We start from the raw sequence: 25,798 nt of genomic DNA, 5'->3' as shown, positions 1-25,798 counted from the left end.
ATAGTTCTAATTTTATTTTTTCCATACGGAAATGATACGCTTAATTTAATGGGGCTGCGTAACCTCAGTTCTTAAGAAAGACCATAGCTCATCCAGCTGTACGAACAGGACAGTCAAGGTTATCGACAGGCAAACAAAATCATGAAATCTATTGGATTTATTGGCGACACCTTTTTGCCATGTAGCAATAGTTCTCGTATCTTTGTCCAGCACATCTGCTATTGCATCAGGTGAAAGGCCATAGCAGCTCAACTTACACATCTGTTCATATTCCTTAAAGCTGCCATTTTTAATTCCAACTCTTTCAAATCTTGGGTATCAAAAGTAATGGTTGCCATTGCTTGGCCTATATCTAATATGTGTTTATTAGCGATAATTCACAGGTTCTTTACAATTTCCTACCCGCTTATTAGTGCATACCGGATAATTTCAATAACAAGGCACTTATTAGCATGGTTTGCAATATGCCGACACCAACAACCCAGCGGATTAACTCCGCCTTGCTCTCAGCAATGTCACGTTTCGTTTCAAGCCGTAATATTTCAATATCTTTTTTTAAATCAATTTCTAATTGTTTGATATCACGCTTAAGATTCAACTCCAGCAACTCAACATCTTTTTTGCTGGTAATGTTTTCCAAGTCGTAATCATGCAGAGCTTGTTCCAGTGTATTTTGTGCCGTAGTTTTTTGTAAATCGGTCAATATTTCGGCCTGTTCTTCACTAAAACCCACACCTTTTAATCTCTTAACAAATTCATGCGTATCGAAAGTAACGGTTGCCATCGTTTGACCTGTTGGTAATGAGCCTTTGTTAGGGACAACTATAGGAACTTATTAGCTATTATGTCAATGGATATATTGGAGAAAACCAAAAACAAACTGTCACAAAATCAGTGCCAATCTAAACGATTGTAGCCATAAAAAAACCCGCCAAGCCAGAAGCTTGCGGGTTTTTGGTGTTTGGCGGAGAGAGGGGGATTCGAACCCCCGATACGTTACCGTATACACACTTTCCAGGCGTGCGCCTTCAGCCACTCGGCCATCTCTCCAGCTATTTAGCTGCCAATTATAAGTTATTGGCTTACTTTAAGCTATGGATATATTTCAAGCCAATGCATCCAACTCAGTCCAGCGTAGAAAAACGTCTTCCAATTTATCTTGAATAGCTTTCAGCTCATCCATCGTTTTGGTGACCGCTTTAGCATCTTTTTTATAAAACGCAGGGTCATTAATCTGCTTGGTTAAGGCCGCTTGCTTTTTTTCCAAATCTTCAATAATAGCGGGTAAATTATCCAGCTCATGCTGTTCTTTAAAGCTAAGCTTCTTCTTTTTAACTGCATTAGCAGGAGCACTGGTTTCTTGTTTTACAGGCTTTGCTGCTTGAGCGGCTTTTTTGGCCGACATTTGTTTTTGCTGAGTGTCATAACTGAGCCAATCGCTGTAACCACCGACAAATTCATCAACCGAACCTGAGCCATCCAGCACCAGCACACTGGTCACCACGTTATCAAGAAAAGCACGATCATGGCTGACGATTAACAACGTACCGTCATAGTTAACCAATTTTTCTTCCAGCAACTCCAGCGTTTCTAAATCCAGGTCATTGGTCGGTTCGTCCATCACGATAAGATTGGCAGGTTTGGTAAACAGCCGCGCCAACAATAAGCGATTTTTCTCGCCACCGGACAAGCTTTTTACCGGCGAACGTGCCCTTGCCGGTGCAAATAAAAAATCACTCAAATACGACATGACATGGCGTTTGTTACCGGCGATTTCCACAAAATCATTGCCATCGGCGATAGTATCTACCACGCTCATATTGGGATCGAGTTGATCGCGTAATTGATCGAAATAAGCGATTTCAAGCTTAGTGCCTTGCTCTACTTCACCCGTGTCTGGTTGCAGTTGTTGTAATAATAATTTTAACAGCGTTGATTTACCTGCGCCGTTAGCACCGATTAAACCAATCTTGTCGCCGCGCTGAATAAGGGTGGAGAAGTTTTTAATAATGGGGCGATCCGCATAGCCAAAGCAAATATCTTTCACTTCGATCACTTTCTTGCCTGAATTCTCGCCTTTGTCCAATGCCAATTTAGTTGTACCCTGAAGTCCGCGACGTTGCGAACGTTCTTTACGCAAGGCTTCCAAGGCCCGAACACGGCCTTCGTTACGGGTACGACGGGCTTTTACGCCTTGACGTATCCATACTTCTTCATCGGCTAATTTTTTGTCAAATTCGGCGTTCTGGTTGGCTTCATCTTCTAATGCGGCGGCTTTACGGACTAAATAATCATCGTAACTGCCATGCCAAGACACCAGGTTGCCACGATCTAAATCGACAATACGGGTCGCCAATTTTTGTAAAAAGAACCGGTCATGAGTCACAAACAACACGGCGCCCTGAAAATTAAGCACCTGTTCTTCCAGCCAACCAATACTCTCAAAATCTAAATGGTTGGTCGGTTCGTCCAACAATAGTACTTCAGGATCAATAACTAAAGCTCTGGCTAATGCCACACGGCGCTTCCAGCCACCTGATAAATCATCAATTTTTAATTCGCCGGGCAATTCCAATCGACTTAAGGTGGATTCAACACGCTGCTGAAAATGCCAACCGTTATGGGCTTCTAACTTGTGCTGCAAGTCGCCTAATTCATCCAGTGCTTTGCTATCATCGTAATCCATTGTCATGGTCAACGCATGATAACGGGTAATCCATGTACCCAGCTCGCCTAAACCACCGGCAACAGCATCGTAAATCGTTGTGTTATCTTCAAAACTGGGCGCTTGTTCCAGCCACGCCAAGCGCAATTCGGGTTGCCGCCAAATATCACCATGATCTGCTAAAACATCACCGGCAATAATTTTCATTAAGGTAGACTTGCCTTCACCATTACGACCCAATAAGCCTACGCGTTCACCGGCATCCAATTGAAAATTTGCATTTTTTAATAAGGCGTGCAGCCCATAAGCGATGGAAGTATTGTTTAAGCGTAGCAAAGGCATAGAGATTTCTTCAGGTGAGGATAAGAGTAATAAGACGACCATTATATAGGACAATCGTGTTTTTATTCTTACACTGCTAGCAATAACAGCACTGAATCCACCTTCACACACATTGGTATATTGCTTCAGAATTTTTCAATGCTGATTTTTAGACATAAAAAAAGGAGGGCTTACGCCCTCCTCTCCTCTACCCCTTCGGGTAGTTAAACAGCCGCTTTTAAGTGTTTAACTTAGAAGCCAATACCTAAATAACCACCGGCAGTTACGCCATCGGTGTTAACGCCATCTACGTTACCTGGTGTGTAATGATAACGCGCATCAGCACCGACATAAATATTGTTCCAGACTTTGTAGTCTGCACCAAAACCAAACATCATGCCGGGTGTTAATACAGTAATTGCATCAGATGGAGGGCTAATGATGCTTAATTCAAAGCCAACAGGAATCAACCAAGGTCTGAAGGCGCTGCCTTTCATAAACTTAATTTTTGGCGAAGCTGCCAAACTCAATTGATTAACAGTGGCTGACTCGGTATTCGCAGCCGGTAAGTTTATACCTAAAGCGCCTAAAGTTGCTGTCTCTTGAGGCGACAAGCCGTTAGATTGTCTTGTACCTAGTTCTTTATAATCAAACATCAACTCAGCCATGACTTCAGTACCGCTCATCATGCCGAACATATCATCGCTTAAGCTAAAGTCAAAGCCTGCACCAAAATACCAAGCATCTCTATCACCGATAGAACCCACTACAACACCAGAATTGCTGGAACCTACACCAGGAACATTGGTTGGATCTAATGTGCCGCCTCTGTCACTGTTGTTATGTGCGTAACCACCACGGAAGAAGACCATATTGTCTTTACTTTTTGTGCCGCCATTGGCTTTGGCTTCTTGCATCCAAGAATCTAATTCTTGAACTTTAGCGGCATCAGCCGAACCTGCGGCCGCGCCACTATTGGCTCTTAAAGAACTGACTTCGTCTTGCATAGCACGTACTTGTGCTTCTAAAGCATCAACTTTGCTGTTCACTTCAGATGAAGCAGCTGAGTTGTAAGAAGAATAGCTGCCAGAAGAATGGCTTCTTGATGCATGATGACGTTTATGGCTGTGATGTTTTTTACGCTTATGCGCCATAGCATCTGACGTTACTAAACTTCCTGCCACCAGCATGGATACTGCCGCAACTATTAATCGTGTGTTAGCTTTTTTCATTGTTCCCCCTCAAGAGGTTGTTATTATGAGTTTTTTGTTTAAATACAACAAAGGTTTCTTTAATGCAACAAATTTAATTTGACAGTTACAATATAACAGCAAATACACTCTATAACAAGCTTTTATCGCATTTTTTTCACACCAATTAAACAATATCAATCAACATGTTATGATAATCACACAATATTTGATAAATATCTGTAGATAAAAAACAACAAATTATCACAAGTACTGACTAAAAATTATCCCTGATTTTTTGAAGCGTTTTATTACTCACATGGTAAAAATTATGTTCATTTAGTATGCTAATCGATATAACTGATCGTATTAAAAGAGACTTCAAAAATGATCGCCAACGTAAGCTGCCCGCTTAATACAAAACAAAATATAGCTTGGCTTGAGCTTACCAACCCACCATTTTCAAAACATTGTAAATATTGGCTTACCAAACAGCAGACAGCCCAAGCTAGTGAATGTTATTATTGCTTGTCCCGCATTAGTTGCTAGCCAAAATTTGCTATTGCTTTAACCCTACCCCCACTCATGACAACAATCCCAGACATTACCATCATCGGTGGCGGCGTTATTGCTTTATTAACCGCCAGAGAACTTGTCAATGCCGGTGCAAGCGTCACCGTTATCGAAAAAAACCTCATTGGCCAAGAATCCTCTTGGGCTGGCGGTGGCATATTATTGCCTCTTTATCCGTGGCGACAACATACAGCCATTAGCCACCTGGTTATGCAAAGTTTGCAATTGTATCCACAATTAGCACAACAACTTAACGACCTTACAAACATTAATCCAGAATGGCGCACCTGTGGCTTGCTCATCACCAAAAACCTTGATGCTGATGCCGCAATACAGTGGTGCAGCACGCACGCTATCCCCGTTGCAACAGCAAGCCCAACTATTTATAGCAACCTAAATACACGTACCAACACGCCTTTGTGGCTACCCACTATCGGCCAAATACGCAACCCACGCCTGTTAAAATCTTTAAAACAAGACTTACTTAACAAAGGTGTTGTCTTGCGCGAACACTGCCTTATTAATACAGCAACGGTTGAAGACAATCGTATTACGCGCGTTGATACCAACACTGGAAAAATCAACATCAATCATTTAGTCATTGCAGCAGGTGCGTGGAGTCAGCATGTGTACGGGCAATTATTCCCGCAGTTTATGGCGGTCGCACCACAGATTGCGCCAGTTAGAGGCCAAATGCTGCTCTATCAGGCCGAGCCTGATACCTTGGCGCATATTATTCTTGATGACGACCGTTATTTAATTCCACGCAGTGACGGTAAAATTGTCGTTGGCAGCACTGTAGAAAAACAAGGCTTTGATAAATCGACAACCGCCGATGCTAAAAACCAATTACAAAACTTTGCGGAAAATTTATTGCCATCGCTAAAAACATTCCCGCTCATTCATCACTGGGCAGGTTTAAGACCGGGTACTCACAACGGCGTACCGTACATCGGCAAACACCCACTCATTAGCAATCTTAGCATTAATGCTGGCCATTTTCGCAATGGCCTGGTAATGGCACCGGCCTCCGCGCAACTCATAGCCGATCTAATCTTAAACCGCCCACCCAAGGTCGATCCCAATCCTTACACTTTCAATACGCTTAACCTAACCAGCCAAATTTTATGAATCTTTATGCTTTACTGCGCCCACTGTTATTTTCACTCGACCCTGAAACCGCACACGATGTCACTTTAAAAGCCTTAAAAGCAGGTTACGCAAGCAGATTAACACCCTTACTGTATCCCGTTACCGCGTGCGAAGCGGTCAATATTATGGGGCTCAGCTTTAAAAACCCTGTTGGCCTAGCCGCAGGTTTAGATAAAAACGGTGATTACATTGATGCCTTAGCCGCTTTAGGCTTTGGCTTTATAGAGATAGGGACAGTAACGCCCAGACCACAACCGGGTAACCCTAAGCCACGACTATTCCGCTTACCCGAACATGAAGCTATTATTAATCGTATGGGTTTCAATAATTTGGGTATTGATCACTTACTGGAACAGGTTAAGCACTGCAAATATAATAGCATTTTGGGTATTAATATCGGTAAAAATGCCGACACACCCATAGAAAATGCAACCGATGATTATTTAATTGGTTTACGCAAAGCCTATGCCGCCGCCAGCTACGTAACACTGAATATATCTTCACCCAACACCAAAAATTTGCGCCAATTGCAACAAGGCGATGAAATTAAAAAACTCATCTCTGCACTTAAAGAAGAACAACTGAAACTGCAACAAGAACACGGAAAATATGTACCGTTAGTGCTAAAAATTGCACCTGATTTAAACCACGCAGAAATCAACCACATTGCCGAATTATTAGTAGAATTTGCCATTGATGGCGTAATTGCCACCAATACCACTATTGCACGCACTGCTATCAGCACACATCCATTAGCCAATGAAACGGGTGGTTTAAGCGGCGCACCGGTTAAAGATCAGGCCACATTCGTTGTCCAAGAACTTGCCAAGCATTTAAACGGCAGAATCCCGATTATTGCCGCAGGTGGCATTTTAAACGCAGCCGATGCTCAGGAAAAATTGCACGCGGGCGCAAGTCTGGTGCAAGTTTACAGTGGCTTGATTTATCGCGGCCCACAATTGATTAACGATATTGTGAACTCATTATAAAGCGCATAATCATAAAATAAAGTGCTTGGCTAACGGATATTACTGCTAAGCTCTTGGCCACGAAAACTAAGAAAACTAAGAAAACTAAGAAAACTAAGAAAACTAAGAACAATGGCTTTATATTTCGTGCTTTTCGCATTTTTCGCGAACAATTTTTTAGGAGATTCATTATTAAAAATCACCAATGGTATTCTACCTATTGATCGCAGCTTTAATCGCCTGCTTACGCTATAAAATTAAATACAAATGTATAATTTATATATAATATTGTAATGATATTAACTTAAAGTGTATTATTAACAAAGAAAAGCCCAGATTGTGCGATTATTACTGCAGGATGCGTAGAAATATCGACACCAACATTGTCGGCCTTAAAAAGCCGCGACGACCACGTTATGAAAGTGAATCCAATGTTAAAGTCAATAAAAGGGGTTTTTCGATTATTTACAATACCACCTGTCCATCACACTAAGGATGTAGATGTTAGCGATATTACGGTTAATCACCCGTATGGCGTACCACAAGCCGTTATCAGCAGATTAAAAGAATTTTTATCTGAAAAAAACATAACGGCTCAAAATTATAAAACTCAGCTCGCTTACTTAATAGACAAGTTTAAAACGCTAGATAGCTATTTAATTCAACGGACTGATGCTGCTGCCCAACAGGCCAAAATTTTCTTAGATCACGGCAAATTTGAGTATTCAGAGCAGATGCTTAAGCAGGCACTGGCCAATAATTTAACAGACTCGGCCAATAATGCTTTTTTGCTCGCCTATATTAAGGTATTACAAATAAATGCCGTTGAAACAAAAAAATATTATCAACAAGCGGTACAGTTAGAACCAGATAACCCGCTGTATTTAAATGTTTTTGGCGACTATCTCTACAGCCTAGGTGAATACACACAGGCTGAACCTTTTTTTCAACACAGCTTAATTATTACCAGAAAAACCTTAGGCAGAGACCATCCGGATGTTGCTTTTAATTTAAATATTTTAGCTGAGCTGTGCAAAATCCAGGGTCATTATTCGCATGCCCAACCCTTATACCAAAAAAGTTTGGCTATTCGTGAAAAAGCGTTAGGCAAAAACCACCCAGATGTTGCGCAAAGCTTAAGTAATTTAGCCATGCTGTATTTTGCACAAGGTGAATATTCACAGGCCATACCCTTGTGCAAACGCAGCGCGGCCATTTGGAGAAAAACGTTGGGTAATGATCACCCAAATGTTGCGCAAAGCTTAAGTAATTTAGCGCTAATCTATAAAGCCCAAGGCTACCATGAAAAAGCTGAGCCGTTATGCCAGAAAAGCCTAGCCATCAGGGAAAAATCTTTGGGTAAAGATCATACTGACGTTGCTCAAAGTTTAAACGATTTAGCCTTGGTTTATTACGCCCAAGGCAGGTATGAGAAAATTGAACGTTTATGTAAGCGCAGCTTAGCTATTTGGGAAAAAGAATTGGGCAAAGATCACCTTGATGTAACTCAAAGCTTAAACTGCTTGGCTTTACTCTATTATGCCCAAGGCAACTATACCAAAACCGAAAGTTTTATCCAGCGTAGCTTAACCATTTTGGAAAAATCATTAGGGAAAAATCACCTGAAAACGCAAACCGCCAGAAAAAATTTACGGCAACTGCAAGCTCGTACGCATCATTCGTATGATAAAGTGAGTTAGAACAACACGCCATATTCGATGCCTTCATTGCCGTCGCTATCGGCGGCTAAAGAGCAGTAGCCGCCTTAAAGCCGGTAATTTTTTGTCGAGTTTTTAATTCTCGTGTAGCAAAAAAATTACAGGGAAATATTTATGGAAATTTTATTGTTTGTGATCTTTTCGATTTTTTTGCTTTTCGGTCCATTTTTTTTATTACCTAGACTTGCCAGAATTAATATTTACTACAAATATATTGCTGTTGCCATAGCATTTGTTTTATTTTGGATTCAACTTTCATTCTCTATAACTTCTCCATCTTTTCCCGATTGGCTTATATGGAGACCATTAATTTTAGGGTATCTATATGAACTTATTAGCTATATGTTTTTAAGTTTTGTAACGAGCTATCCTCTCATATTTTATGTCATACCATTACCTTATCTTTTATTGGCGTTTTATCTTATTTTTCCCCAGAAACGTGATAATAAATTCGATAAGTTACCCTAAAATAGAGCGCCCCAAATTAAGGGGCACACAGAATTCAAGTTATTATTTATTGGTAACGAAATCCAAAACCTCAGAAAATAACCGACTCATCCGGCTCAGCAACCACCGTATTACTCAACGTTCCAATCCCTTCAATCTCAATCCTGACCGTCTGCCCAACTTTTAAATACCCACGCGGCTGCATTTTTACCCCCACGCCACTCGGTGTGCCCGTACTAATCACATCCCCAGGCTCCAGCGTCATCGCCTGAGAAAGATAAGCCACCATTTCGTAGCAATTAAAAATCATGTGCTGGGTGTTGGAGTTCTGCCGTAACTCATCATCCACCCAGGTTTTAATATTCAAGTTATGCGGATCGGCAATCTCATCGCTGGTTACCAGCCAAGGCCCAAGAGGGCCACCCGTATCAAACGACTTGCCTATCATCATGGTCGGCGAACGTGCCTGAAAATCTCGTACCGACACATCATTGGCCACCGTAAAGCCGGCAATCACTCGGTGGGCTTTATCTACCGGCACATGGCGGCAGCGTTTGCCAATCACAAATGCCAATTCACCCTCGTAATCCAGCTTGTTAGAAACGTTGGGCATGTGGATGGCCTCACCGTGACCGATCACACAAGTGCTTTGTTTGGTAAAAAAGCTCGGATATTCCGGTTTGTCTTTGCCGGTCTCAGCGATATGGTCGGCATAATTCAATGCAATCGCCAAATATTTTCCAGGCCTTGGTACAGGCGCTACCAACTTAACCTCGGCTAGTACAAACTTAGGCTGAGCCGACTCAACCAGACGACGCATACGCACCATCGCGCTGTCACCTGCCGCTAAAAAATCAATCATAGTGGCTGGAATTTGCGAATCGTCCTGGCTATCGACCACACCGTCATCACGTACAACACCGACCCGCGCCAAGCCATTATGGATAAATGTCACCAGTTTCATTACTAAGTTTCCTGTCTGATTTTCAATGTCGCCATTGTATAGAAGAGCGCAAGGCAAAAAAAAGATATAATGACCTATTTATACCGCTGAGGAGAAGATAATGAACGAAAACTGGATTGCCCCCTCCATACTTTCTGCAAATTTTGCTAAATTGGGCGAAGAAGTGGACAACGTTTTGGCGGCTGGCGCGGACATTGTGCATTTTGATGTCATGGACAACCACTTTGTACCTAATTTAACAATTGGGCCTTTGGTGTGCGAAGCGTTGCGTAAACACGGTGTTACCGCGCCGATTGACGTGCATTTGATGGTAGAGCCTGTCGACCGCATTGTGCCGGATTTCGCTAAGGCCGGTGCCAGCATTATCACCTTCCATCCCGAAGGTTCTGTGCATATAGACCGCACCTTACAGTTGATTAAAAACGAAGGCTGTAAAGCCGGTTTGGTGTTTAACCCTGGCACACCGCTGCATCACCTAGATTACGTGATGGACAAGATTGACATGATTTTGTTGATGTCGGTTAACCCTGGTTTTGGCGGCCAGTCGTTCATTAATTCGGCACTGGACAAATTGCGTGAAGTGCGTAAACGTATTGATGACAGCGGTTTTAATATCCGTTTGGAAATTGATGGCGGTGTGAATGCCTCTAATATTCGTGCGATAAAAGCAGCAGGGGCTGATACCTTTGTGGCAGGTTCTGCTATTTTTGGCAAACCGGATTATAAAAAAATTATCGACGAGCTGCGTGCGGAAATGGCGTTGGCGGTTTAGTACATAATTTAGGTAGGGTGGTTTCGCGCAAGCAAACCACCAAACTGACAGTCTCTATTTTTTAATAACTTGTGGGCTGCAAGATGGCTTTTTTTAAAAAATTCAGTTTAGCTATATTGATTGCTACATCTACCAGTACTTTTTCCACGGTGGCACTGGCTGAAGTTGATGAAGGTCGTATTGCCTTTGATCATTCTGAAATTTTTAATTTTATTATCAATAAAATAACAATTGCCGTCGCTGCCATTGATAAGGGTTCTACTTGTGAGGAAGTTGCTACTTTAATTTTAGAGGCATTACAGGCCAGCAAAGAAGCTATCACAAACGAACTAGTTGACGTTGATCGCATGAAAGCGAATACAGAATTAAAGGCGGCTAAAAAACATGCCAGACAGTGCCGTTTAGTCGTTGCTAAAAATGAACTAATCCAGGCAGAAAAGATGTTTGAAGCTATAAAAATACGTGATTTTAAGTTGTAGGTTACTCAATAGTTCGTAGGTTAGGTGGCACACATTACAAATCATGCCAAAATTGATTTGGGGTTGCTGTAAGCCGTAACCCCGCGTGACTACTTTTTTGGAGTACACACATGAATACCATTGAAGCAATAGAACAACAAATTGAAAACTTAGACGAAAATGCTTTCGTTAAATTTAGGGAGTGGTTTTTGGAATTCGACCAATCTCGTTGGGATAAACAAATTGAAGCTGATTCTAATGCCGGAAAGCTTGATTTTCTTATTGATGCAGCATTAGCTGAGCATCAGGTAGGAAAAACGAGGGATCTTTGATACATAAAGCAGCTTCAAGCTTTTGGCATTGTTACGAAAGGCTACCGCTGGAAATTCGTGAACTCGCTGATAAAAATTTCTTGTTACTTGAATCAGACCCAAACCATCCTTCTTTGCAATTTAAAAAGGTAGGCAAAGTTTGGTCAGCTCGTGTAGGGCTGCATTATCGTGCTATAGCAACCCAAATAGTAGGCGGGTATCTTTGGGTTTGGATAGGTATCCATACTGATTATGAGAAACTAATTTCTTAATTCGAGTTCAAAAAGCTAACGACATGAAAATAAAAGTCATCATACATCCAGCGGAAGAAGGCGGTTTTTGGGCAGAAGTGCCCGCCATACAAGGCTGTGCTACCCAAGGCGATACAATGGAAGAGTTATTGGATAATTTGCATGAGGCAGTGGAAGCCTGTCTTTCTGTCGATTTGGCACACGTTGAAATTTCCGAACATGATAAGGTACTGGAATTGGCAGTGTGAAATCGATTTCAGGAAAATATTTTGCATGCATTTTAGAAAGCCAAGGCTGGCATTTGGTTCGGATATCGGATAGCCATCATGTCTATATGAAACCTGAAAAACCATCACGTATCTCAATCCCTATTCATGGCAATCAAGATTTAAAGCTTGGCCTGCTTAAACATTTTATGAAGATTGCCGACATGTCAGAAAACGATTTGTAATGTCAGCCAGTAGAAAAGTTGGATATTTACGTTTATTAAATCCAGTTATTGTCATAATTATTAGAATAACACCATGAGCCCAGAACAATTCAAGCAATACGCCGAACAAGGCTATAACCGCATCCCGATTAGCCGAGAAGTACTGGCCGATTTGGATACGCCGCTCAGCGCGTACTTAAAACTCGCCGATGGCGCGTATTCCTATTTGTTTGAATCTGTCCACGGCGGCGAACAATGGGGCCGTTATTCAATTATCGGTTTGCCATGCAAAACATTGGTGAAAATCACCGGCAACACAATCCGCCTGGAGCAAGACGGCGAACTGGTGGAAACACTCAGTCACGACAATCCGCTGGTTTGGATAGAGGCCTTTAAATCCCGCTATAACGTACCGGATATTGAAGAACTGCCGCGTTTTAACGGTGGTTTGGTCGGTTATTTTGGTTATGAGACTATCGCCTATATCGAACCGCGTTTACGTGCCACCGACAAGCCCGACCAACTCGGCTGTCCTGATATATTGCTGATGGTGTCGGAAGAAATCCTGGTGTTCGACAACCTGTCCGGCAAAATGCTGTTGCTTACCCATGCCAATCCCGCAGAAGACAACGCTTATGATAACGCCATAGACCGCCTAAACAATCTGGCCAAACAACTGCGTGAACTGAAAGCCGAACCCACCAAACACTGCAATCCGATACACGTACAAGAATCCGATTTCATCTCTGGCTTTACCGAACAAGGCTTTAAAGATGCCGTTCTTAAAGCCAAGGACTACATCACCGATGGCGACATTATGCAGGTGGTGCTATCACAACGCATGACGATTCCTTACACCGCCGCACCATTAAATTTATACCGTGCATTACGGTGTTTAAACCCATCGCCATACATGTTTTATCTCAACCTGGATGATTTCCATATTGTCGGTTCATCGCCGGAAATATTGGTCAGGTTGGAAGACAACCAAGTCACCGTGCGCCCAATAGCCGGCACAAGGCGACGTGGTACGACACCCGAACATGATCTGGAACTGGAACAAGACTTATTGGCTGACCCCAAAGAACTGGCCGAACATTTAATGCTGATTGACTTAGGCCGTAACGATACCGGTCGTGTGGCAGAAATTGGCACAGTGCAGTTGACCGACAAAATGATCGTCGAACGCTATTCCCATGTCATGCACATCGTGTCCAATGTCACAGGCCAATTACAAGCGGGCAAGAATGCCTTTGATGTACTGGCAGCGACCTTCCCTGCGGGGACGGTCAGCGGTGCGCCTAAAATACGCGCGATGGAAATTATCAACGAACTGGAGCCGGTTAAACGCGGCATTTATTCGGGTGCGGTGGGCTATATTGCCTGGTCAGGTAATCTGGATACCGCGATTGCCATCCGCACCGCCGTCATTAAAGATGGTCTTTTACATATTCAAGCAGGAGCAGGTATCGTCTATGACTCTCTTCCGCAAAGCGAATGGGATGAAACCATGAACAAAGGCCGTGCTATTTTCCGTGCCGTCAGCATGGCGGAAGCCGGTATTGATGGCGACCAGCACTGCGAACAACAAGGAGGTCTGCTATGAGCGCTGTTAAAGTAGTGATGATCGACAATTACGACTCGTTTACCTATAACCTGGTGCAGTATTTTGGTGAGTTAGGTGCGGATGTCACCGTGGTGCGTAATGACCAAATTACTGTGGACGAGATAGCGGCCCTAGCACCGGATAAAATTGTTATATCGCCAGGGCCGTGTACGCCTAAAGAAGCCGGTGTATCGGTTGAAACCATCACAAAGTTTGCTGGAGTTTACCCGATTTTAGGTGTGTGTTTGGGGCATCAGAGTATTGGCTATGCTTTCGGTGGTAATATTATCCATGCCAAAAGCATTATGCACGGCAAGACATCGCAGGTTTATCATAAAAATGCAGGTGTGTTTAAAGGCTTGAATAATCCCTTTACCGCCACGCGCTATCATTCTTTGGTGATTGAACAGACCAGTCTACCGGATTGTCTGGAAGTGACGGCGTGGACACTGGATGACAATGGCAGCATGGATGAGATTATGGGTGTTAGGCACAAAACATTGGATATTGAGGGGGTGCAGTTTCATCCTGAGTCGATATTGACAGAACATGGGCATGATTTGCTGAGGAATTTTTTAGCTCGCTGAGTTTTTTTAGAACTTCGACCATGATGCCATAAAGCCACTTTGGAAACACCAAGTGGAGCGCATCAAAATCAAAAGTTTTTTATAACTACTGAGACATATACAGTCTATTTTTATATTTAAAGTGTTAAGGATTAAACTATGGCGGTATACCCCAAAGGGGCTGATGGTCAGTATTATTTTCCCACCATGCCAGATGTGGCTGGCATCGCGTTAGGCACGACCAATGCCGGTATCAAACAAACGCTTCGCGATGACATTGTGCTATTTCAAATGGCAGAAGGCTCAACGTGTGCTGCGGTATTTACCCAGAATGCCTTTTGTGCCGCGCCCGTGCATGTGGCGAAAGCCAATTTGGTACACCAGCCACGCTGGTTACTCATAAATTCTGGCAATGCCAATGCGGGTACGGGCAAGCAAGGTATGGACGATGCTTTGGCATCGTGTGCGGGTGTCGCTGACGTAGTGAAAGCTCAGGCCAATCAAGTGCTGCCGTTTTCTACTGGCGTAATTGGTCAGCCATTGCCTGTGCAGAAGATTATCAGCGCCTTGCCCGCCGCTTACGCCAATCTGCGCTTGTCTAATTGGGATAAAGCCGCCAAAGCCATTATGACTACCGACACTTTCCCCAAAGGCGTGTCAGAAGTCATTACTGTTGACGGTGAGGCCATCACTATTAACGGCATATCCAAGGGCGCGGGTATGATCCAACCCAATATGGCCACCATGCTGGGTTTCATTGCTACCGATGCGACTATCAGCCAACCGTTGTTGCAACATTGTTTATCGGCAGCGGTAGAGCAATCCTTTAATCGCATTACCGTAGACGGCGACACCTCCACCAACGATGCCTGTGTGGTGATGGCCAGCGGTTGTTCGCGTGTACCAGAAATTGTGGCAGATACTCCAGCCTTACAAATTTTTGCCAATGCGCTGGTGCGCGTCTGCAAGCAATTAGCAGAAGCCATTGTTCGTGACGGCGAAGGTGCCACCAAGCTGATTCGTATCCAGGTAGAACAGGCTTTGAGTGATGAAGAAGCCGTGCGGGTAGGCAAGACTATTGCCCATTCGCCACTGGTAAAGACCGCATTTTTTGCCAGTGATCCTAATTGGGGGCGCATATTGGCCGCTGTAGGCCGTGCTGGTGTGGAAAACATGGTACTGGAAGATGTGCAAATTTTTCTGGATGACGTGTGTATTGTCAACAACGGCCAACGCGCTGGGGATTACACCGAGGAAGCCGGGCAAGCGGTGATGGATCGGGAAGAGATCACCATTACGGTGAAATTGGGTCGTGGCACTGCTAGCCAGGAAGTATTGACCTGCGATTTTTCCTACGATTACGTGCGTATCAATGCCGAATACCGTACCTAGTTGGCTATGACAATGGTGCAGGTGGCGGTCGGTGTCATCAAAAATTCGGCAGGTGAGATATTAATTTCGTTGCGACACCCTGATTTACACCAAGGTGGCTTGTGGGAATTTCCTGGCGGTAAAGTGGAAGCGGACGAATCAGTTGAGCAAGCCTTGCGGCGTGAGCTTAAAGAAGAGCTGGGTATTGATGCACAAGGCATTGAGCCGTTAATCACCATTAAACACGATTACGGCGACCGCCATGTGCAACTGAATGTGTGTGTGGTAACGCAGTTTGTAGGCAATGTTAAGCACAGTGATAATCAGCCTGTACAGTGGGTAGCGCAGGAAAAACTGAGCCACTACAGGTTTCCCGATGCCAATAAGCCGATTGTCACGGCTATTTTATTGCCGGTGTATTATGCTATTTTGGACGATGCAGATGAATCCTTAATCTTGGCCAATCTGGAAAAAATGCTGGTACAGGGTGTCCAATTAATTCAGTTCAGATTAAAACGCTTGTCGGCTGAAGCGGCGGCGCATGTTGTTATGCAGGCATACCCGCTATGCAAGCAATACGGCGCACTGGTGTTGATTAATTCTGATATGGAAGCTAGCCGCAGTGCTGCTGACGGCCTTCATCTGACTTCAAGGCATTTAATGCAAATAACGCAGCGCCCTGCCAATCAAACATGGGTCGGCGCATCCTGCCATAATCTGGTTGAATTGCAACACGCTGAAAATATCGGGGTAGATTTTGCGGTGATTGCTCCGGTGTTGGCCACGCAAACTCACGCTACTGTTACGCCGCTGGGTTGGTCTGATTTTGAACAGTTGGTGGCACACGCTAAAATGCCAGTTTATGCCTTGGGTGGCTTGTCCAAAGCGGATTTGCCCCATGCACGTAAACTAGGCGCTCAAGGTATTGCTGGGATCAGTGCATTTTTAGATTAACAGAGCTGGTTATTATTCTGGGTGCAGCCAGACTATTTCACACGGTAATTGACAGAGTTCCACGCGCTTATGATACTCACCCCCCATATCCCCAAAACTAACAATACCCCCCTAATTTGGACCGGCTTAACCGGTTGCGGCGATTCCTTGGCACTGGCTAATGCCATTAGCAATGAAAAACGCTTGTTTGTCATTATCACGCCAGACAACCAAACTGCCTTGCGTTTTGAGCATGAATTGACTTTCTTCCTGCAAGGCGAACACCCCATTCTGCATTTTCCTGATTGGGAAACCTTGCCCTACGATGTGTTTTCACCGTTACCGGAAATTACCTCCGAGCGCTTGAAAACCCTGGCGTTGTTACCAGAAGTCAAGCGCGGCGCGTTAATCGTCTCTGTAACCACTTTAATGCACAGATTAGCCCCGCGCCAGCATGTATTAGCGCACAGCTTTGCCATTAACGTCGGCGATAAATTTAATATGGAGCTGAGCCGGCTTAAGCTGGAAAGCGTGGGTTATCAATGCGTTGGACAAGTGCATCAACATGCTGAGTTTGCGGTGCGCGGCGCAATTGTTGATTTGTTCCCGATGGGCAGCAAAGTACCGTATCGCATTGAACTGTTTGATGACGAGGTGGAATCCATTCGTACCTTTGATCCAGAAACCCAACGCTCGCTGGAGAAGATCGACAAGATACAGCTGTTCCCCGCCCGTGAATTTCCGTTTACCGACGACTCCATCAAGCAGTTCCGTCAAGCCTTTAGAAAAACTTTTCCAAAGACCTCCGAGAAAAACCATTTGTATCAGGATGTCACCAAAGGCATCACCCCCAATGGCATTGAATATTATCTGCCGCTGTTTGTCGAGCAAACCGCCACCTTATTTGATTACCTGCCAAAATCCGCGCTGGTAGTGACTGGCGTTGCATTTTTGCATAATGCACAGGCGTTTTACGGGGAAGCTGAAGAACGCTTTGAACAACGGAAATACGATATTGACCGCCCCTTATTAGCACCCAGTGTGCTGTTTTTGTCGGCAGAAGAATTACAGCAACGCGTAGCGCCTTTTGCCCGCATCACCCTGGATTCGGTATCGACGGAGTTTCAGTCCTCGCCTGTCGGTAGTGTACAGTTTAATTGCCATCGCTTACCCAATTTAACCCTGGATGCCAAAGTGCCAGATGTGGCGCAGGCTTTAGTGCAGTTTGTTAACGATTACGCGGGCAAAATTTTATTTATAGCCGAATCCGCTGGCCGCCGCGAAGCGTTAATCGACAAATTGCGGCAGTTTAAAATCAGTGTCAAACTGGTGGACAGCTGGCAGAGCTTCTTAAAGTATGAACTGTCGCCGTGTATTTTGGTCGCGCCGATTGACCACGGTTTATGGTTAGATAAGCCTGCAATAGCGATCATTACCGAAAGCCTGTTGTCCGGCGAAAAAGCCCAGCAACGTCGCAGACGGCGTAAGTCCGGTGTGCGTGAGCTGGAAAACATGGTCAACAACCTCAATGAATTGACCATCGGTTCGCCGGTTGTACATCAAGAGCACGGTGTCGGACGTTATTTGGGCTTGTTCACTTTGAATATCAGTGGCATTCCCGCCGAATTTTTGGCGTTGGAATATGCCAACGAAGATAAGCTCTACGTGCCGGTGTCGTCTTTGCATGTAATAGGCCGTTATACTGGCATGAATCCTGAAGAAGCGCCGCTGCATAAGCTGGGCGGTGATCAATGGAGCAAAGCCAAGAAAAAAGCCATCGCGCGTATTCGGGATGTGGCGGCGGAATTACTGGAAATCCATGCCAACCGCGCCATTAAGCAAGGCCATGCTTTTGTGATTGATGACGCAGAATACCAAACTTTTGCCGATGCGTTTCCGTTTGAAGAAACCCCCGATCAGCAATCCGCCATCGAAACCATCCTGGATGATATGGCCAGCACCCAGCCGATGGACAGAGTGATCTGCGGCGATGTTGGCTTTGGTAAAACCGAAGTGGCGATGCGGGCGGCGTTTATTGCCGTGCAAAGCGGCAAACAGGTTGCGGTGTTGGTGCCGACCACCTTGTTGGCGCAGCAGCATTACCAGAATTTTTCCGACCGTTTTGCTGATTGGCCGATACGGGTGGAGGTATTGTCGCGTTTTATAACACCCAAACAGCAAAAAGAAATTGCCGATGATTTAGCTGATGGCAAGGTGGATATTGTTATTGGCACGCACAAATTGCTATCTAAAGAGATTAAATACCAAGCCTTGGGCTTGGTGATTATTGATGAAGAACACCGCTTTGGTGTCACCCAAAAAGAGCATTTTAAAAAATTGCGTAACGAGTTGGACATTTTGACACTAACAGCCACACCAATTCCACGTACGCTCAACATGGCTATGTCGGGTCTGCGGGATATTTCCATTATTGCCAGTCCACCGCCTAATCGCCACGCTATCAAGACTTTTATCAGCCAGTGGATAGATTCGCAAATCAAGGAAGCCTGTTTGCGGGAGATCAAGCGCGGTGGCCAGGTGTTTTTTTTGCACAATGATGTGAAGAGCATGGAAAAAATGGCCAGAGATTTGGCCGCTTTAGTACCGGAGGCGCGTATTGAAATTGCCCACGGGCAAATGCCGGAGCGCGAACTGGAGCGGGTGATGCTGGATTTTTACCACCAGCGTTTTAATTTATTGCTGTGTTCGACGATTATCGAAAGTGGTATCGATATTCCCAGCGCCAATACGATTATTATCAATCGCGCCGACAAGCTGGGCTTAGCGCAATTACACCAGTTACGTGGCCGGGTCGGGCGGTCGCACCACCGCGCTTATGCGTATATGATAGTGCCGCCCAAATCTTTGTTAAGTAAAGATGCTATCAAACGCCTGGAAGCCGTGGAAACGTCGGGCGATTTGGGGGCAGGTTTTATGCTGTCATCGCACGATATGGAAATACGTGGCGCAGGGGAATTGCTGGGTGATGGCCAAAGTGGGCAAATTCAGGAGATTGGTTTTACTTTGTATGCAGAATTGCTGGAACGGGCGGTTACCGCGTTAAAATCCGGTAAACAGCCGGAGTTGGAGTCACCAATGGACCGAGGCCCAGAAGTGGATTTACAGACATCAGCGTTGATTCCTGAAGATTATTTGCCCGATATCCACGACCGTTTGGTGTTGTACAAACGCATCTCCAGTGCCGATAACACCAGTGAGTTGCGCGAATTACAGGTAGAAATGATCGACCGTTTTGGCTTATTACCAGAACCAGTGAAAACGCTGTTTGGTATCGCGGAATTAAAACAGCAGGCCGATAAAATGGGGCTGAAAAAAATAGAAGCCAATGCAACCGGTGGTCGATTAATATTTTCTGCCGAACCTAAAATTAACGCCGAGCAGTTAATTACCTTGATACAGACGCAGGCGCAAATATATAAGTTTGATGGCGCGGATAAATTGCGCTTTATAAAACCGTTGGAAACGACTGAACAGAAGTTTGACTTTGTTAGCCAGTTGTTGGTGCGCTTAACTGCGTAGAGCGCATAAAAATGCTAGACAAGACAAAGCTTGTCTAGCATGTATTACTTAATACAGGGTGTTTTGTGTAATCTTAAACAATAATGCCTACTAAAGAGGATATTGAACCAGTCACATCAACCATTGTGTAACCAGGGATAGAGTGGTTGTCTACAAGGTAAGTGTGGCTACCGGCCGATACGCCCAGCACTTCGTCATGCGGTAAAGCAGCTGAATTAGCTTGTGCGTAGTTCAATGCTTGATTCTGAGTTGCATTTTTTATTTCTGGGTGACTAATATTTCCTTTGTCGCTTTTGTCAGTGTAAAGGTGAAGCATGCCGCCCTTATCAATACTAAAACCGCTGATAAGAAGTTTGCCTTCTTTGAAATTCGCAGTGTCAACAAACCCCGTTTTATTAGTGCTGGTAATTGTTGTGTGCGCTATATCCGCAGTAGCACCATTTTGGTTGGTGATGTGGATGGTATCGCCCTGACTTTTACTAAAATCAGTGATTTTGTCAAAATTCGATTTGATTGGCAGTTTAGAAAAACTATCGTTAAAGTTAATGACGAATTTATCAGCGCCTTTACCACCCGTCATTGTATCGCCGCCTAAACCGCCGATAAGAGTGTCTTTACCATCTCCGCCACTGATAGTATCCGCGCCCGCTAAGCCATTAATAATATCGTTACCTGCTTTGCCATCAATATTATCTGGTTTGCTTGTGCCTTTAAGGGTTTCGTTTTTGCTTGTGCCTTTTATTGTAGCCATAAGTATTACCTAATGTATATTTTTTGCTTGGGGTTTAAACAATAAGACCGTTCAGGCCGCCTACGTGTCCCGCTATGCCAGTATTACCAGTAAGCTCAACGTATGCACCACCGGCCACACTGTAATCATCTACCAGTATAAACTTGTTTCCTGCTATTTGAATACCAATAACCACGTCATTAGGTAAAACCGCTGCATGATTATACGCGAAAACTTTAGCTGCCAGTGCAGATGGAGTGGCAACGCCGGTGATTTTAAGTATGCCGTTAGTAATGGTAAAGTCGGCGTGAGTTTGGTTGGGCGCAACCGCAGCAGTACCGCCATTCGAGTTAACAAAATGAATGGTATCGCCTTGTCCGGCATTAAAATCACTGATTTTGTCGTTAGTTCCTGCACCCGTAGACGTAGCGGGGCTGTCTCCAAAACCAATGTTAAATCTATCAGCGCCCGTGCCACCGCTCATTGTATCTACACCTAGGCCACCGGTAAGGATGTCATTGTCTGCGCCACCATTTAAGCTGTCATCACCTACACCACCATTGAGATTGTCATTGCCAGCATCCCCACTTAAGGTGTCATTGCCAGCATCCCCATTTAAGGTGTCAGCGTCTGCGCCACCATTTAATATGTCTTTGCTATCACCACCATTTAAGGTGTCAATACCTGCACCACCATTTAATTTGTCTTTGCCATCGCCACCATTTAAGGTGTCAATGCCTGTACCGCCATTAAGCGTGTCATCACCTACACCGCCATTGAGACTATCATCGCCAGCATCCCCATTTAAAGTGTCATCGCCAGCATCCCCATTTAAGGCATCATTGCCAACACCACCATTCAATGTGTCTTTGTCATCGCCACCGTTTAAGGTGTCGTTGCCCGCATCGCCATTGAGTTTGTCATCGCCTGTACCACCATTGAGTGTGTCATTGTCTGCGCCACCATTCAATGTGTCTTTGCCATCGCCACCGTTTAAGGTGTCGTTGCCCGCATCGCCATTGAGTTTGTCATCGCCTGTACCACCATTGAGTGTGTCATTATCATCACCTCCATTGAGCGTATCGTTACCTGTAAGACCATTAAGGACATCATTACCACCCAGACCACTGATGGTGTCATTGAATACGCCGTTATTATCCAGCTTAAAAATGCCAGGTTGAATTTTAGGAAGACTTTTATTATCGCCATTAATTATTTGGCCTGCTGCTGTGCCTTTAAATGTAGACATGGGTATTACCTTTGAGTTTGTATGATTATAAAAAATGTTAATTCTTTTGAGTGCTGTTTTGCACTGTTATGTGGTCTTGGTATTGCAGTCGATACAGTGCTGCTGTCGTTTAGCTGCACAGCATAACGGGTTTCGATTTATTCATCCTTAAATGTAAATTAAAATCTAAACTAAAAATCGCCGCAGCTTTTTATGAGCACACTGCACAATGATTTTTAATTTACATTTAAGACCCCTGTGTTAATGAGGCGGTAACGTGCTGATTGACGAGGTATATTAAAACGCTATGAATGCGTTTATTTTTTATAATGATGATGGATGCGTAATAAAAGCAAAGCCTAATTTCTTATTTACGTTGCATGATTACATCACATTGGCATAGTCTTGTAAATGCTTCTGTAAAAATAATATTTAATACAGTGATTTTTGTTACATAAAATTAATTTATTAAGAATCAGCAGCATAAAAAATATTTGTTGCTTTTTTAAAAAAAATGATATCATTTTTTATTTACATTCAGCCTCAAATCATTAAGAGGTTTAATGTTATAAATTATGGACTTGTAAAATTATTTTACTATGTCGTACATTAAACGTATCAGTTTTTGGGCTTTCTGTTTGGCGTACAAAAAGCAACGAATGAGGCACGAAAACGATGAGCAATGAAGCTGCCCACACGGTGAGTTGCCTTAAGTGTGGACAGTGCGCGGAACCTAACAACAACGATAATCTTGCGTGTTGTTTTGCGCTAACAACTTAAAACGGGACAAGTCTAAATAAAACCGTTCGTGGTGAGCTTATCGAATCATAAACCACACGTTCTTCGACAAGCTCAGGACGAACGGATGTCCCATCATAGTTGGTAGCCTTATTTTTTAATCTGTTCTTTAGGTAATTCCACCGGCTTGTTAGCGCCATACAGTGCATACGCGCCAAATAACATCTGATGCGCCCGGCCTAATTTTTCTTTAGTAAAATCAATAGAAAACTGCTCTTTAAGTGCCGCGCCATCCCAGTTATAAGCTTTTAGGAACTGTTCGTTATCCACACCTTTTTTATCCCAATTCGCCAATAATGACGAAGTGAAATACAAGCGCTTACCATCCCAACTCGATGACACCATATTAACTTGTGCGCCGATTTTTTGCTCAAACACCTGCTTAGGTTTAAACGGATCACTGATGTCAAAGGCGCGGGTTTTGCCATCCATAAAGGTGTTTACCCACAGCAATTTATCATCACTTTGTATGGATATATCTACCGGCAACGGTATTTGACTGGGTACACCAATATCAGCAACGTCTTTGGCTTGCCACTGGCCTTTTTTATCAGCGTAAATCAGCCATATTTTTGACGTTAACGCCGTGCTAGTAAAACAGTAATTATGGTTACTTTCTAAAGCGCAACGGATTTCCAGCGGTGCGCCAGGCACGTCAAATACTTTTTTAGGTTGTTTGGTATGTAGATTCCATTCCACCACAGTACTGCCAAAACGCTTCATGGCTTCGGGATCTTTGAGCATTTTGCCAAAATCCATCATGTAATTAGACCAACCGGTAAATGATGATGTCAGCATTAAATTGCGCCTGGGTAACGCACGTACATCATAACCGTAGCCATCAGCAAAACTACCGGTTTTTTCTGCGCCTTGCAAAGCGCCATCCACCGGTGTCCAATGTGTAGCAACGTAGTCACCTGCATTGGTGTATTCCACCAAACCGGTACGTCCACCATGATCTTTATTATTAGAAAGCCCCGTCATCATCATGACACCAGGCAACGCATAAATGCTGTGTGGACCTACCACACCGCCACTTTTAGCCACAAAATCAGTAATGGTTTTCGTTAATACCGGCTTTTGGGGATTAGTATGCACATCAAAAATAAAAATTTTGCTAGTATCTAGCCCACTTGCCCACAGATACTGACGATCATCGGTAAAGCCGGCGTGATGCGCCTCATTACGACCGCCAACAGAGACGGTGCTGACTACTTTGCCATAGGTTTTTGATTTAGGGTTGCTGTCAACTGTTACCAATTTATCTTGCTCATCGCCCACGCCTTCTGCGCCTAAAGTCCACACATAAACAAAATCTTCTTGTCCAGTAATTTTAGGCATATACGGTGATACACATGTTTCATCAGCCAGCGCGGGGCTTATCACTAATTCAACTGCGGTTAATACCGATACCGCCATAATACACGTTGCTAACAATTGATTCGGCTTTTTGAAATTACTTATCATTAGTGTTTCCTCTCTGTGTCACCTGTAGGTAACGATGTTGCGTGTCTTTGTACCGCTGACACGCATTATTGTTATATTTTATCTGGCATTACTGCGTACACACTTAAGCTTCCGCAGTCGTCGGGTCAATTATAGTTCTGATTTGTGAAACACGATTAGCCGGAAAACCACCTTGCTCGGCATGGGATTTCACCGTGGCTTCATCAGGTGCAATATACACACAGTAGACTTTATCGTCAGTTACATAGCTTTCAAGCCATTGTATTTTGGGGCTCATGCTTGCCAAAACACCGCATGATTTTTGTGAAATACCCTGTAAATCAGCGGCTGTTAACGCGCCTGCACCGGGAATATCACGTTCGATAATATATTTTGGCATACTTTAATCTCCTGTTTAACGACTGTGGGTGATGTTTTGTTTAAAGCGCAATACGGTATTACACTTTAAAAAAAGCATTTAGTAAATTATCGCAACATTGCCGTAACGGTGCGGCGGATTTTTCAATTTTCATCCGCAGCAATGCACCTTGCCAGGTGTTTAATAATAAATCAGCTAATTCGGTGGCAGTGCGATCAATTCTTACTGAGCCTTCTTCCTGGGCTCTGGCAAGCCCTGTAGCCAGCAAGTTTCGATACCGGTTTAACGTCGCTTGCAAAGCGATTCGACAGGGCTCATTGCTGTCACCCAACTCGCCCATTAAATTACCCAATAAACAGCCACCTTTAAAATTGGTTTTTTCAAGCTCTGCAATAGCGCCATTAAAGTAGCGCCGTAATGCCGTGTGGGCATCAATATACGGATTTTGTAAATGATTATCTAATTGCTCGATGTAAGGATTGATGTAATGCTGGATGACTTCGACAGCAAAATTTTCTTTGCTGCCAAAATAATTATAGAAAGATCCTTTGGGAATATTCACTGCATCTAAAATTTCTTTTAATCCTGTGCCATGATAGCCTTGCTGCATTAACAGTAAAACACCTTGATTTAAAAGATTTTCTTTATTAAGCTGTTTTTGTGTGAGAATAATCATGGCTAATAATATGACCGGTTGTCTTGTGTTGTCAATGGGTTTTTAAATCAATATTTATAAGCACTTACTGAACTCTTACTTAACTATTGTGGCATATACCATAATTGGCTGAGTCATATGGCTTAAAATGCTACACCTGTGTGCATAAAACCTATTAATAGCAGCGGCTTTTAAGCTTTTTCGATAGACAAAATAACTATACAAAGCAATTGATGTGCCAATGGTGGCGGCATATTGTCGCGCGGCAATATGTCACATTCCATTAATTTTTTAAATCGCTACACTGTGCCTAACTCTTGTGTATA

The 25,798-nt window shown here is 43.8% G+C and carries 23 protein-coding genes and 1 tRNA gene; 14 read left to right on the top strand and 10 right to left on the bottom strand.

The annotated features are described in order from the left end of the window. Positions 1-409 precede the first annotated feature (409 nt). The 4 genes from CRENPOLYSF2_RS10650 to CRENPOLYSF2_RS10635 all read right to left on the bottom strand — a co-directional run bounded on the left by CRENPOLYSF2_RS10650 (position 410) and on the right by CRENPOLYSF2_RS10635 (position 4,218). Positions 410-784, bottom strand: a complete 375-nt coding sequence (locus CRENPOLYSF2_RS10650; protein WP_087143927.1) for a CCDC90 family protein — start codon at positions 782-784, stop codon at positions 410-412. Positions 785-962: 178 nt separating this feature from the next. Continuing rightward, positions 963-1,050 (bottom strand) — tRNA-Ser (locus CRENPOLYSF2_RS10645). Positions 1,051-1,105: 55 nt separating this feature from the next. Next, positions 1,106-3,007, bottom strand: a complete 1,902-nt coding sequence (locus CRENPOLYSF2_RS10640; protein WP_087143926.1) for an ATP-binding cassette domain-containing protein — start codon at positions 3,005-3,007, stop codon at positions 1,106-1,108. A gap of 230 nt (positions 3,008-3,237) precedes the next feature. Continuing rightward, positions 3,238-4,218 (bottom strand): porin family protein, encoded by a 981-nt coding sequence (locus CRENPOLYSF2_RS10635; protein WP_245807976.1) that lies wholly within the window; start codon positions 4,216-4,218, stop codon positions 3,238-3,240. A 543-nt stretch (positions 4,219-4,761) separates the two neighbouring features. On the opposite strand from CRENPOLYSF2_RS10635, the gene thiO reads away from it, so the two are divergent. From thiO to CRENPOLYSF2_RS10620, 3 genes are all read left to right on the top strand, one after another. After that, the gene (gene thiO / locus CRENPOLYSF2_RS10630) at positions 4,762-5,880 is read left to right on the top strand and encodes a glycine oxidase ThiO (protein WP_087143925.1); all 1,119 of its coding nucleotides are present in this window, start codon (positions 4,762-4,764) and stop codon (positions 5,878-5,880) included. After that, on the top strand, positions 5,877-6,890 hold the full coding sequence (locus CRENPOLYSF2_RS10625) for a quinone-dependent dihydroorotate dehydrogenase (RefSeq protein WP_087143924.1): 1,014 nt from the start codon (positions 5,877-5,879) through the stop codon (positions 6,888-6,890). The genes thiO and CRENPOLYSF2_RS10625 overlap by 4 nt, the downstream gene beginning before the upstream one ends. A 410-nt stretch (positions 6,891-7,300) precedes the next feature. Continuing rightward, positions 7,301-8,569: a tetratricopeptide repeat protein gene (locus tag CRENPOLYSF2_RS10620; RefSeq protein ID WP_217884094.1), complete on the top strand. Its 1,269-nt coding sequence runs from the start codon at positions 7,301-7,303 to the stop codon at positions 8,567-8,569. A gap of 556 nt (positions 8,570-9,125) precedes the next feature. On the opposite strand, the gene CRENPOLYSF2_RS10610 is transcribed toward CRENPOLYSF2_RS10620, so the two are convergent. Next, positions 9,126-9,998 carry a fumarylacetoacetate hydrolase family protein gene (locus CRENPOLYSF2_RS10610; protein ID WP_087143921.1) on the bottom strand — a complete coding sequence of 291 codons (873 nt, stop codon included), beginning with the start codon at positions 9,996-9,998 and terminating at the stop codon, positions 9,126-9,128. Between the two features lie 100 nt (positions 9,999-10,098). On the opposite strand from CRENPOLYSF2_RS10610, the gene rpe reads away from it, so the two are divergent. From rpe to mfd, 11 genes are all read left to right on the top strand, one after another. Beyond that, positions 10,099-10,770 (top strand): ribulose-phosphate 3-epimerase, encoded by a 672-nt coding sequence (gene rpe, locus CRENPOLYSF2_RS10605; protein WP_087143920.1) that lies wholly within the window; start codon positions 10,099-10,101, stop codon positions 10,768-10,770. Positions 10,771-10,853: 83 nt separating this feature from the next. Further along, positions 10,854-11,249 carry a hypothetical protein gene (locus CRENPOLYSF2_RS10600; RefSeq protein ID WP_087143919.1) on the top strand — a complete coding sequence of 132 codons (396 nt, stop codon included), beginning with the start codon at positions 10,854-10,856 and terminating at the stop codon, positions 11,247-11,249. Between the two features lie 110 nt (positions 11,250-11,359). Further along, positions 11,360-11,560 (top strand): Rossmann-fold NAD(P)-binding domain-containing protein, encoded by a 201-nt coding sequence (locus CRENPOLYSF2_RS10595; RefSeq protein ID WP_087143918.1) that lies wholly within the window; start codon positions 11,360-11,362, stop codon positions 11,558-11,560. Further along, positions 11,557-11,811 carry a hypothetical protein gene (locus CRENPOLYSF2_RS10590; protein WP_087143917.1) on the top strand — a complete coding sequence of 85 codons (255 nt, stop codon included), beginning with the start codon at positions 11,557-11,559 and terminating at the stop codon, positions 11,809-11,811. The genes CRENPOLYSF2_RS10595 and CRENPOLYSF2_RS10590 overlap by 4 nt, the downstream gene beginning before the upstream one ends. 23 nt (positions 11,812-11,834) lie before the next feature. Further along, positions 11,835-12,038 carry a type II toxin-antitoxin system HicB family antitoxin gene (locus tag CRENPOLYSF2_RS10585; RefSeq protein ID WP_087143916.1) on the top strand — a complete coding sequence of 68 codons (204 nt, stop codon included), beginning with the start codon at positions 11,835-11,837 and terminating at the stop codon, positions 12,036-12,038. Next, complete coding sequence (locus tag CRENPOLYSF2_RS10580; protein WP_087143915.1) at positions 12,035-12,241, top strand: type II toxin-antitoxin system HicA family toxin; 207 nt, start codon at positions 12,035-12,037, stop codon at positions 12,239-12,241. Before CRENPOLYSF2_RS10585 ends, CRENPOLYSF2_RS10580 begins: the two co-directional genes overlap by 4 nt. 73 nt (positions 12,242-12,314) lie before the next feature. Continuing rightward, positions 12,315-13,826, top strand: coding sequence for an anthranilate synthase component I (gene trpE, locus CRENPOLYSF2_RS10575; protein WP_087143914.1), 1,512 nt, complete (start codon positions 12,315-12,317; stop codon positions 13,824-13,826). Next, entirely contained in the window at positions 13,823-14,413 is a 591-nt protein-coding gene (locus tag CRENPOLYSF2_RS10570; RefSeq protein ID WP_087143913.1) for an anthranilate synthase component II, read from the top strand. The genes trpE and CRENPOLYSF2_RS10570 overlap by 4 nt, the downstream gene beginning before the upstream one ends. 138 nt (positions 14,414-14,551) lie before the next feature. Continuing rightward, a complete protein-coding gene (gene argJ / locus CRENPOLYSF2_RS10565; RefSeq protein ID WP_245807975.1) occupies positions 14,552-15,784 on the top strand; it encodes a bifunctional glutamate N-acetyltransferase/amino-acid acetyltransferase ArgJ in 1,233 nt (410 codons plus the stop codon). Positions 15,785-15,790: 6 nt separating this feature from the next. Next, positions 15,791-16,717, top strand: coding sequence for a Nudix family hydrolase (locus tag CRENPOLYSF2_RS10560; protein WP_087143912.1), 927 nt, complete (start codon positions 15,791-15,793; stop codon positions 16,715-16,717). A gap of 69 nt (positions 16,718-16,786) precedes the next feature. Continuing rightward, entirely contained in the window at positions 16,787-20,236 is a 3,450-nt protein-coding gene (gene mfd / locus CRENPOLYSF2_RS10555; RefSeq protein WP_087143911.1) for a transcription-repair coupling factor, read from the top strand. Positions 20,237-20,309: 73 nt separating this feature from the next. Here mfd and CRENPOLYSF2_RS19360 read toward each other — a convergent pair whose 3' ends face one another. The 5 genes from CRENPOLYSF2_RS19360 to CRENPOLYSF2_RS10525 form a co-directional block, all read right to left on the bottom strand. After that, positions 20,310-20,987, bottom strand: a complete 678-nt coding sequence (locus CRENPOLYSF2_RS19360) for a calcium-binding protein (RefSeq protein ID WP_140396847.1) — start codon at positions 20,985-20,987, stop codon at positions 20,310-20,312. Positions 20,988-21,021: 34 nt separating this feature from the next. Beyond that, entirely contained in the window at positions 21,022-22,215 is a 1,194-nt protein-coding gene (locus CRENPOLYSF2_RS10540; protein ID WP_087143908.1) for a calcium-binding protein, read from the bottom strand. Positions 22,216-23,082: 867 nt separating this feature from the next. After that, positions 23,083-24,411, bottom strand: coding sequence for a methanethiol oxidase (gene mtoX / locus CRENPOLYSF2_RS10535; protein WP_176371101.1), 1,329 nt, complete (start codon positions 24,409-24,411; stop codon positions 23,083-23,085). A gap of 151 nt (positions 24,412-24,562) precedes the next feature. Beyond that, positions 24,563-24,838 carry a DUF4242 domain-containing protein gene (locus CRENPOLYSF2_RS10530; RefSeq protein ID WP_087143906.1) on the bottom strand — a complete coding sequence of 92 codons (276 nt, stop codon included), beginning with the start codon at positions 24,836-24,838 and terminating at the stop codon, positions 24,563-24,565. Positions 24,839-24,896: 58 nt separating this feature from the next. Further along, complete coding sequence (locus tag CRENPOLYSF2_RS10525) at positions 24,897-25,493, bottom strand: TetR/AcrR family transcriptional regulator (protein WP_087143905.1); 597 nt, start codon at positions 25,491-25,493, stop codon at positions 24,897-24,899. Positions 25,494-25,798: the final 305 nt, after the last annotated feature.

The sequence above is a fragment of the Crenothrix polyspora genome, assembly GCF_900163755.1.
Taxonomy (GTDB): domain Bacteria; phylum Pseudomonadota; class Gammaproteobacteria; order Methylococcales; family Methylomonadaceae; genus Crenothrix; species Crenothrix polyspora.
The sequence above is the reverse complement of the archived record's forward strand: the minus strand, read 5'-3'. Positions and strand labels throughout refer to the sequence as shown.

Excerpts from the sequence above, each read along its gene's own strand:
- CRENPOLYSF2_RS10595 (WP_087143918.1), top strand. The coding sequence starts at position 11,360 with ATGAATACCATTGAAGCAATAGAACAACAAATTGAAAACTTAGACGAA.
- thiO (WP_087143925.1), top strand. The coding sequence starts at position 4,762 with ATGACAACAATCCCAGACATTACCATCATCGGTGGCGGCGTTATTGCT.
- mfd (WP_087143911.1), top strand. The coding sequence starts at position 16,787 with ATGATACTCACCCCCCATATCCCCAAAACTAACAATACCCCCCTAATT.
- CRENPOLYSF2_RS10625 (WP_087143924.1), top strand. The coding sequence starts at position 5,877 with ATGAATCTTTATGCTTTACTGCGCCCACTGTTATTTTCACTCGACCCT.
- CRENPOLYSF2_RS10610 (WP_087143921.1), bottom strand. The coding sequence starts at position 9,998 with ATGAAACTGGTGACATTTATCCATAATGGCTTGGCGCGGGTCGGTGTT.
- CRENPOLYSF2_RS10600 (WP_087143919.1), top strand. The coding sequence starts at position 10,854 with ATGGCTTTTTTTAAAAAATTCAGTTTAGCTATATTGATTGCTACATCT.
- CRENPOLYSF2_RS10570 (WP_087143913.1), top strand. The coding sequence starts at position 13,823 with ATGAGCGCTGTTAAAGTAGTGATGATCGACAATTACGACTCGTTTACC.
- CRENPOLYSF2_RS10620 (WP_217884094.1), top strand. The coding sequence starts at position 7,301 with ATGTTAAAGTCAATAAAAGGGGTTTTTCGATTATTTACAATACCACCT.
- CRENPOLYSF2_RS10560 (WP_087143912.1), top strand. The coding sequence starts at position 15,791 with ATGACAATGGTGCAGGTGGCGGTCGGTGTCATCAAAAATTCGGCAGGT.
- CRENPOLYSF2_RS10540 (WP_087143908.1), bottom strand. The coding sequence starts at position 22,215 with ATGTCTACATTTAAAGGCACAGCAGCAGGCCAAATAATTAATGGCGAT.
- trpE (WP_087143914.1), top strand. The coding sequence starts at position 12,315 with ATGAGCCCAGAACAATTCAAGCAATACGCCGAACAAGGCTATAACCGC.
- CRENPOLYSF2_RS10525 (WP_087143905.1), bottom strand. The coding sequence starts at position 25,493 with ATGATTATTCTCACACAAAAACAGCTTAATAAAGAAAATCTTTTAAAT.
- CRENPOLYSF2_RS10635 (WP_245807976.1), bottom strand. The coding sequence starts at position 4,218 with ATGAAAAAAGCTAACACACGATTAATAGTTGCGGCAGTATCCATGCTG.
- CRENPOLYSF2_RS19360 (WP_140396847.1), bottom strand. The coding sequence starts at position 20,987 with ATGGCTACAATAAAAGGCACAAGCAAAAACGAAACCCTTAAAGGCACA.
- CRENPOLYSF2_RS10640 (WP_087143926.1), bottom strand. The coding sequence starts at position 3,007 with ATGCCTTTGCTACGCTTAAACAATACTTCCATCGCTTATGGGCTGCAC.
- CRENPOLYSF2_RS10585 (WP_087143916.1), top strand. The coding sequence starts at position 11,835 with ATGAAAATAAAAGTCATCATACATCCAGCGGAAGAAGGCGGTTTTTGG.
- mtoX (WP_176371101.1), bottom strand. The coding sequence starts at position 24,411 with ATGGCGGTATCGGTATTAACCGCAGTTGAATTAGTGATAAGCCCCGCG.
- CRENPOLYSF2_RS10530 (WP_087143906.1), bottom strand. The coding sequence starts at position 24,838 with ATGCCAAAATATATTATCGAACGTGATATTCCCGGTGCAGGCGCGTTA.
- argJ (WP_245807975.1), top strand. The coding sequence starts at position 14,552 with ATGGCGGTATACCCCAAAGGGGCTGATGGTCAGTATTATTTTCCCACC.
- CRENPOLYSF2_RS10650 (WP_087143927.1), bottom strand. The coding sequence starts at position 784 with ATGGCAACCGTTACTTTCGATACGCATGAATTTGTTAAGAGATTAAAA.
- rpe (WP_087143920.1), top strand. The coding sequence starts at position 10,099 with ATGAACGAAAACTGGATTGCCCCCTCCATACTTTCTGCAAATTTTGCT.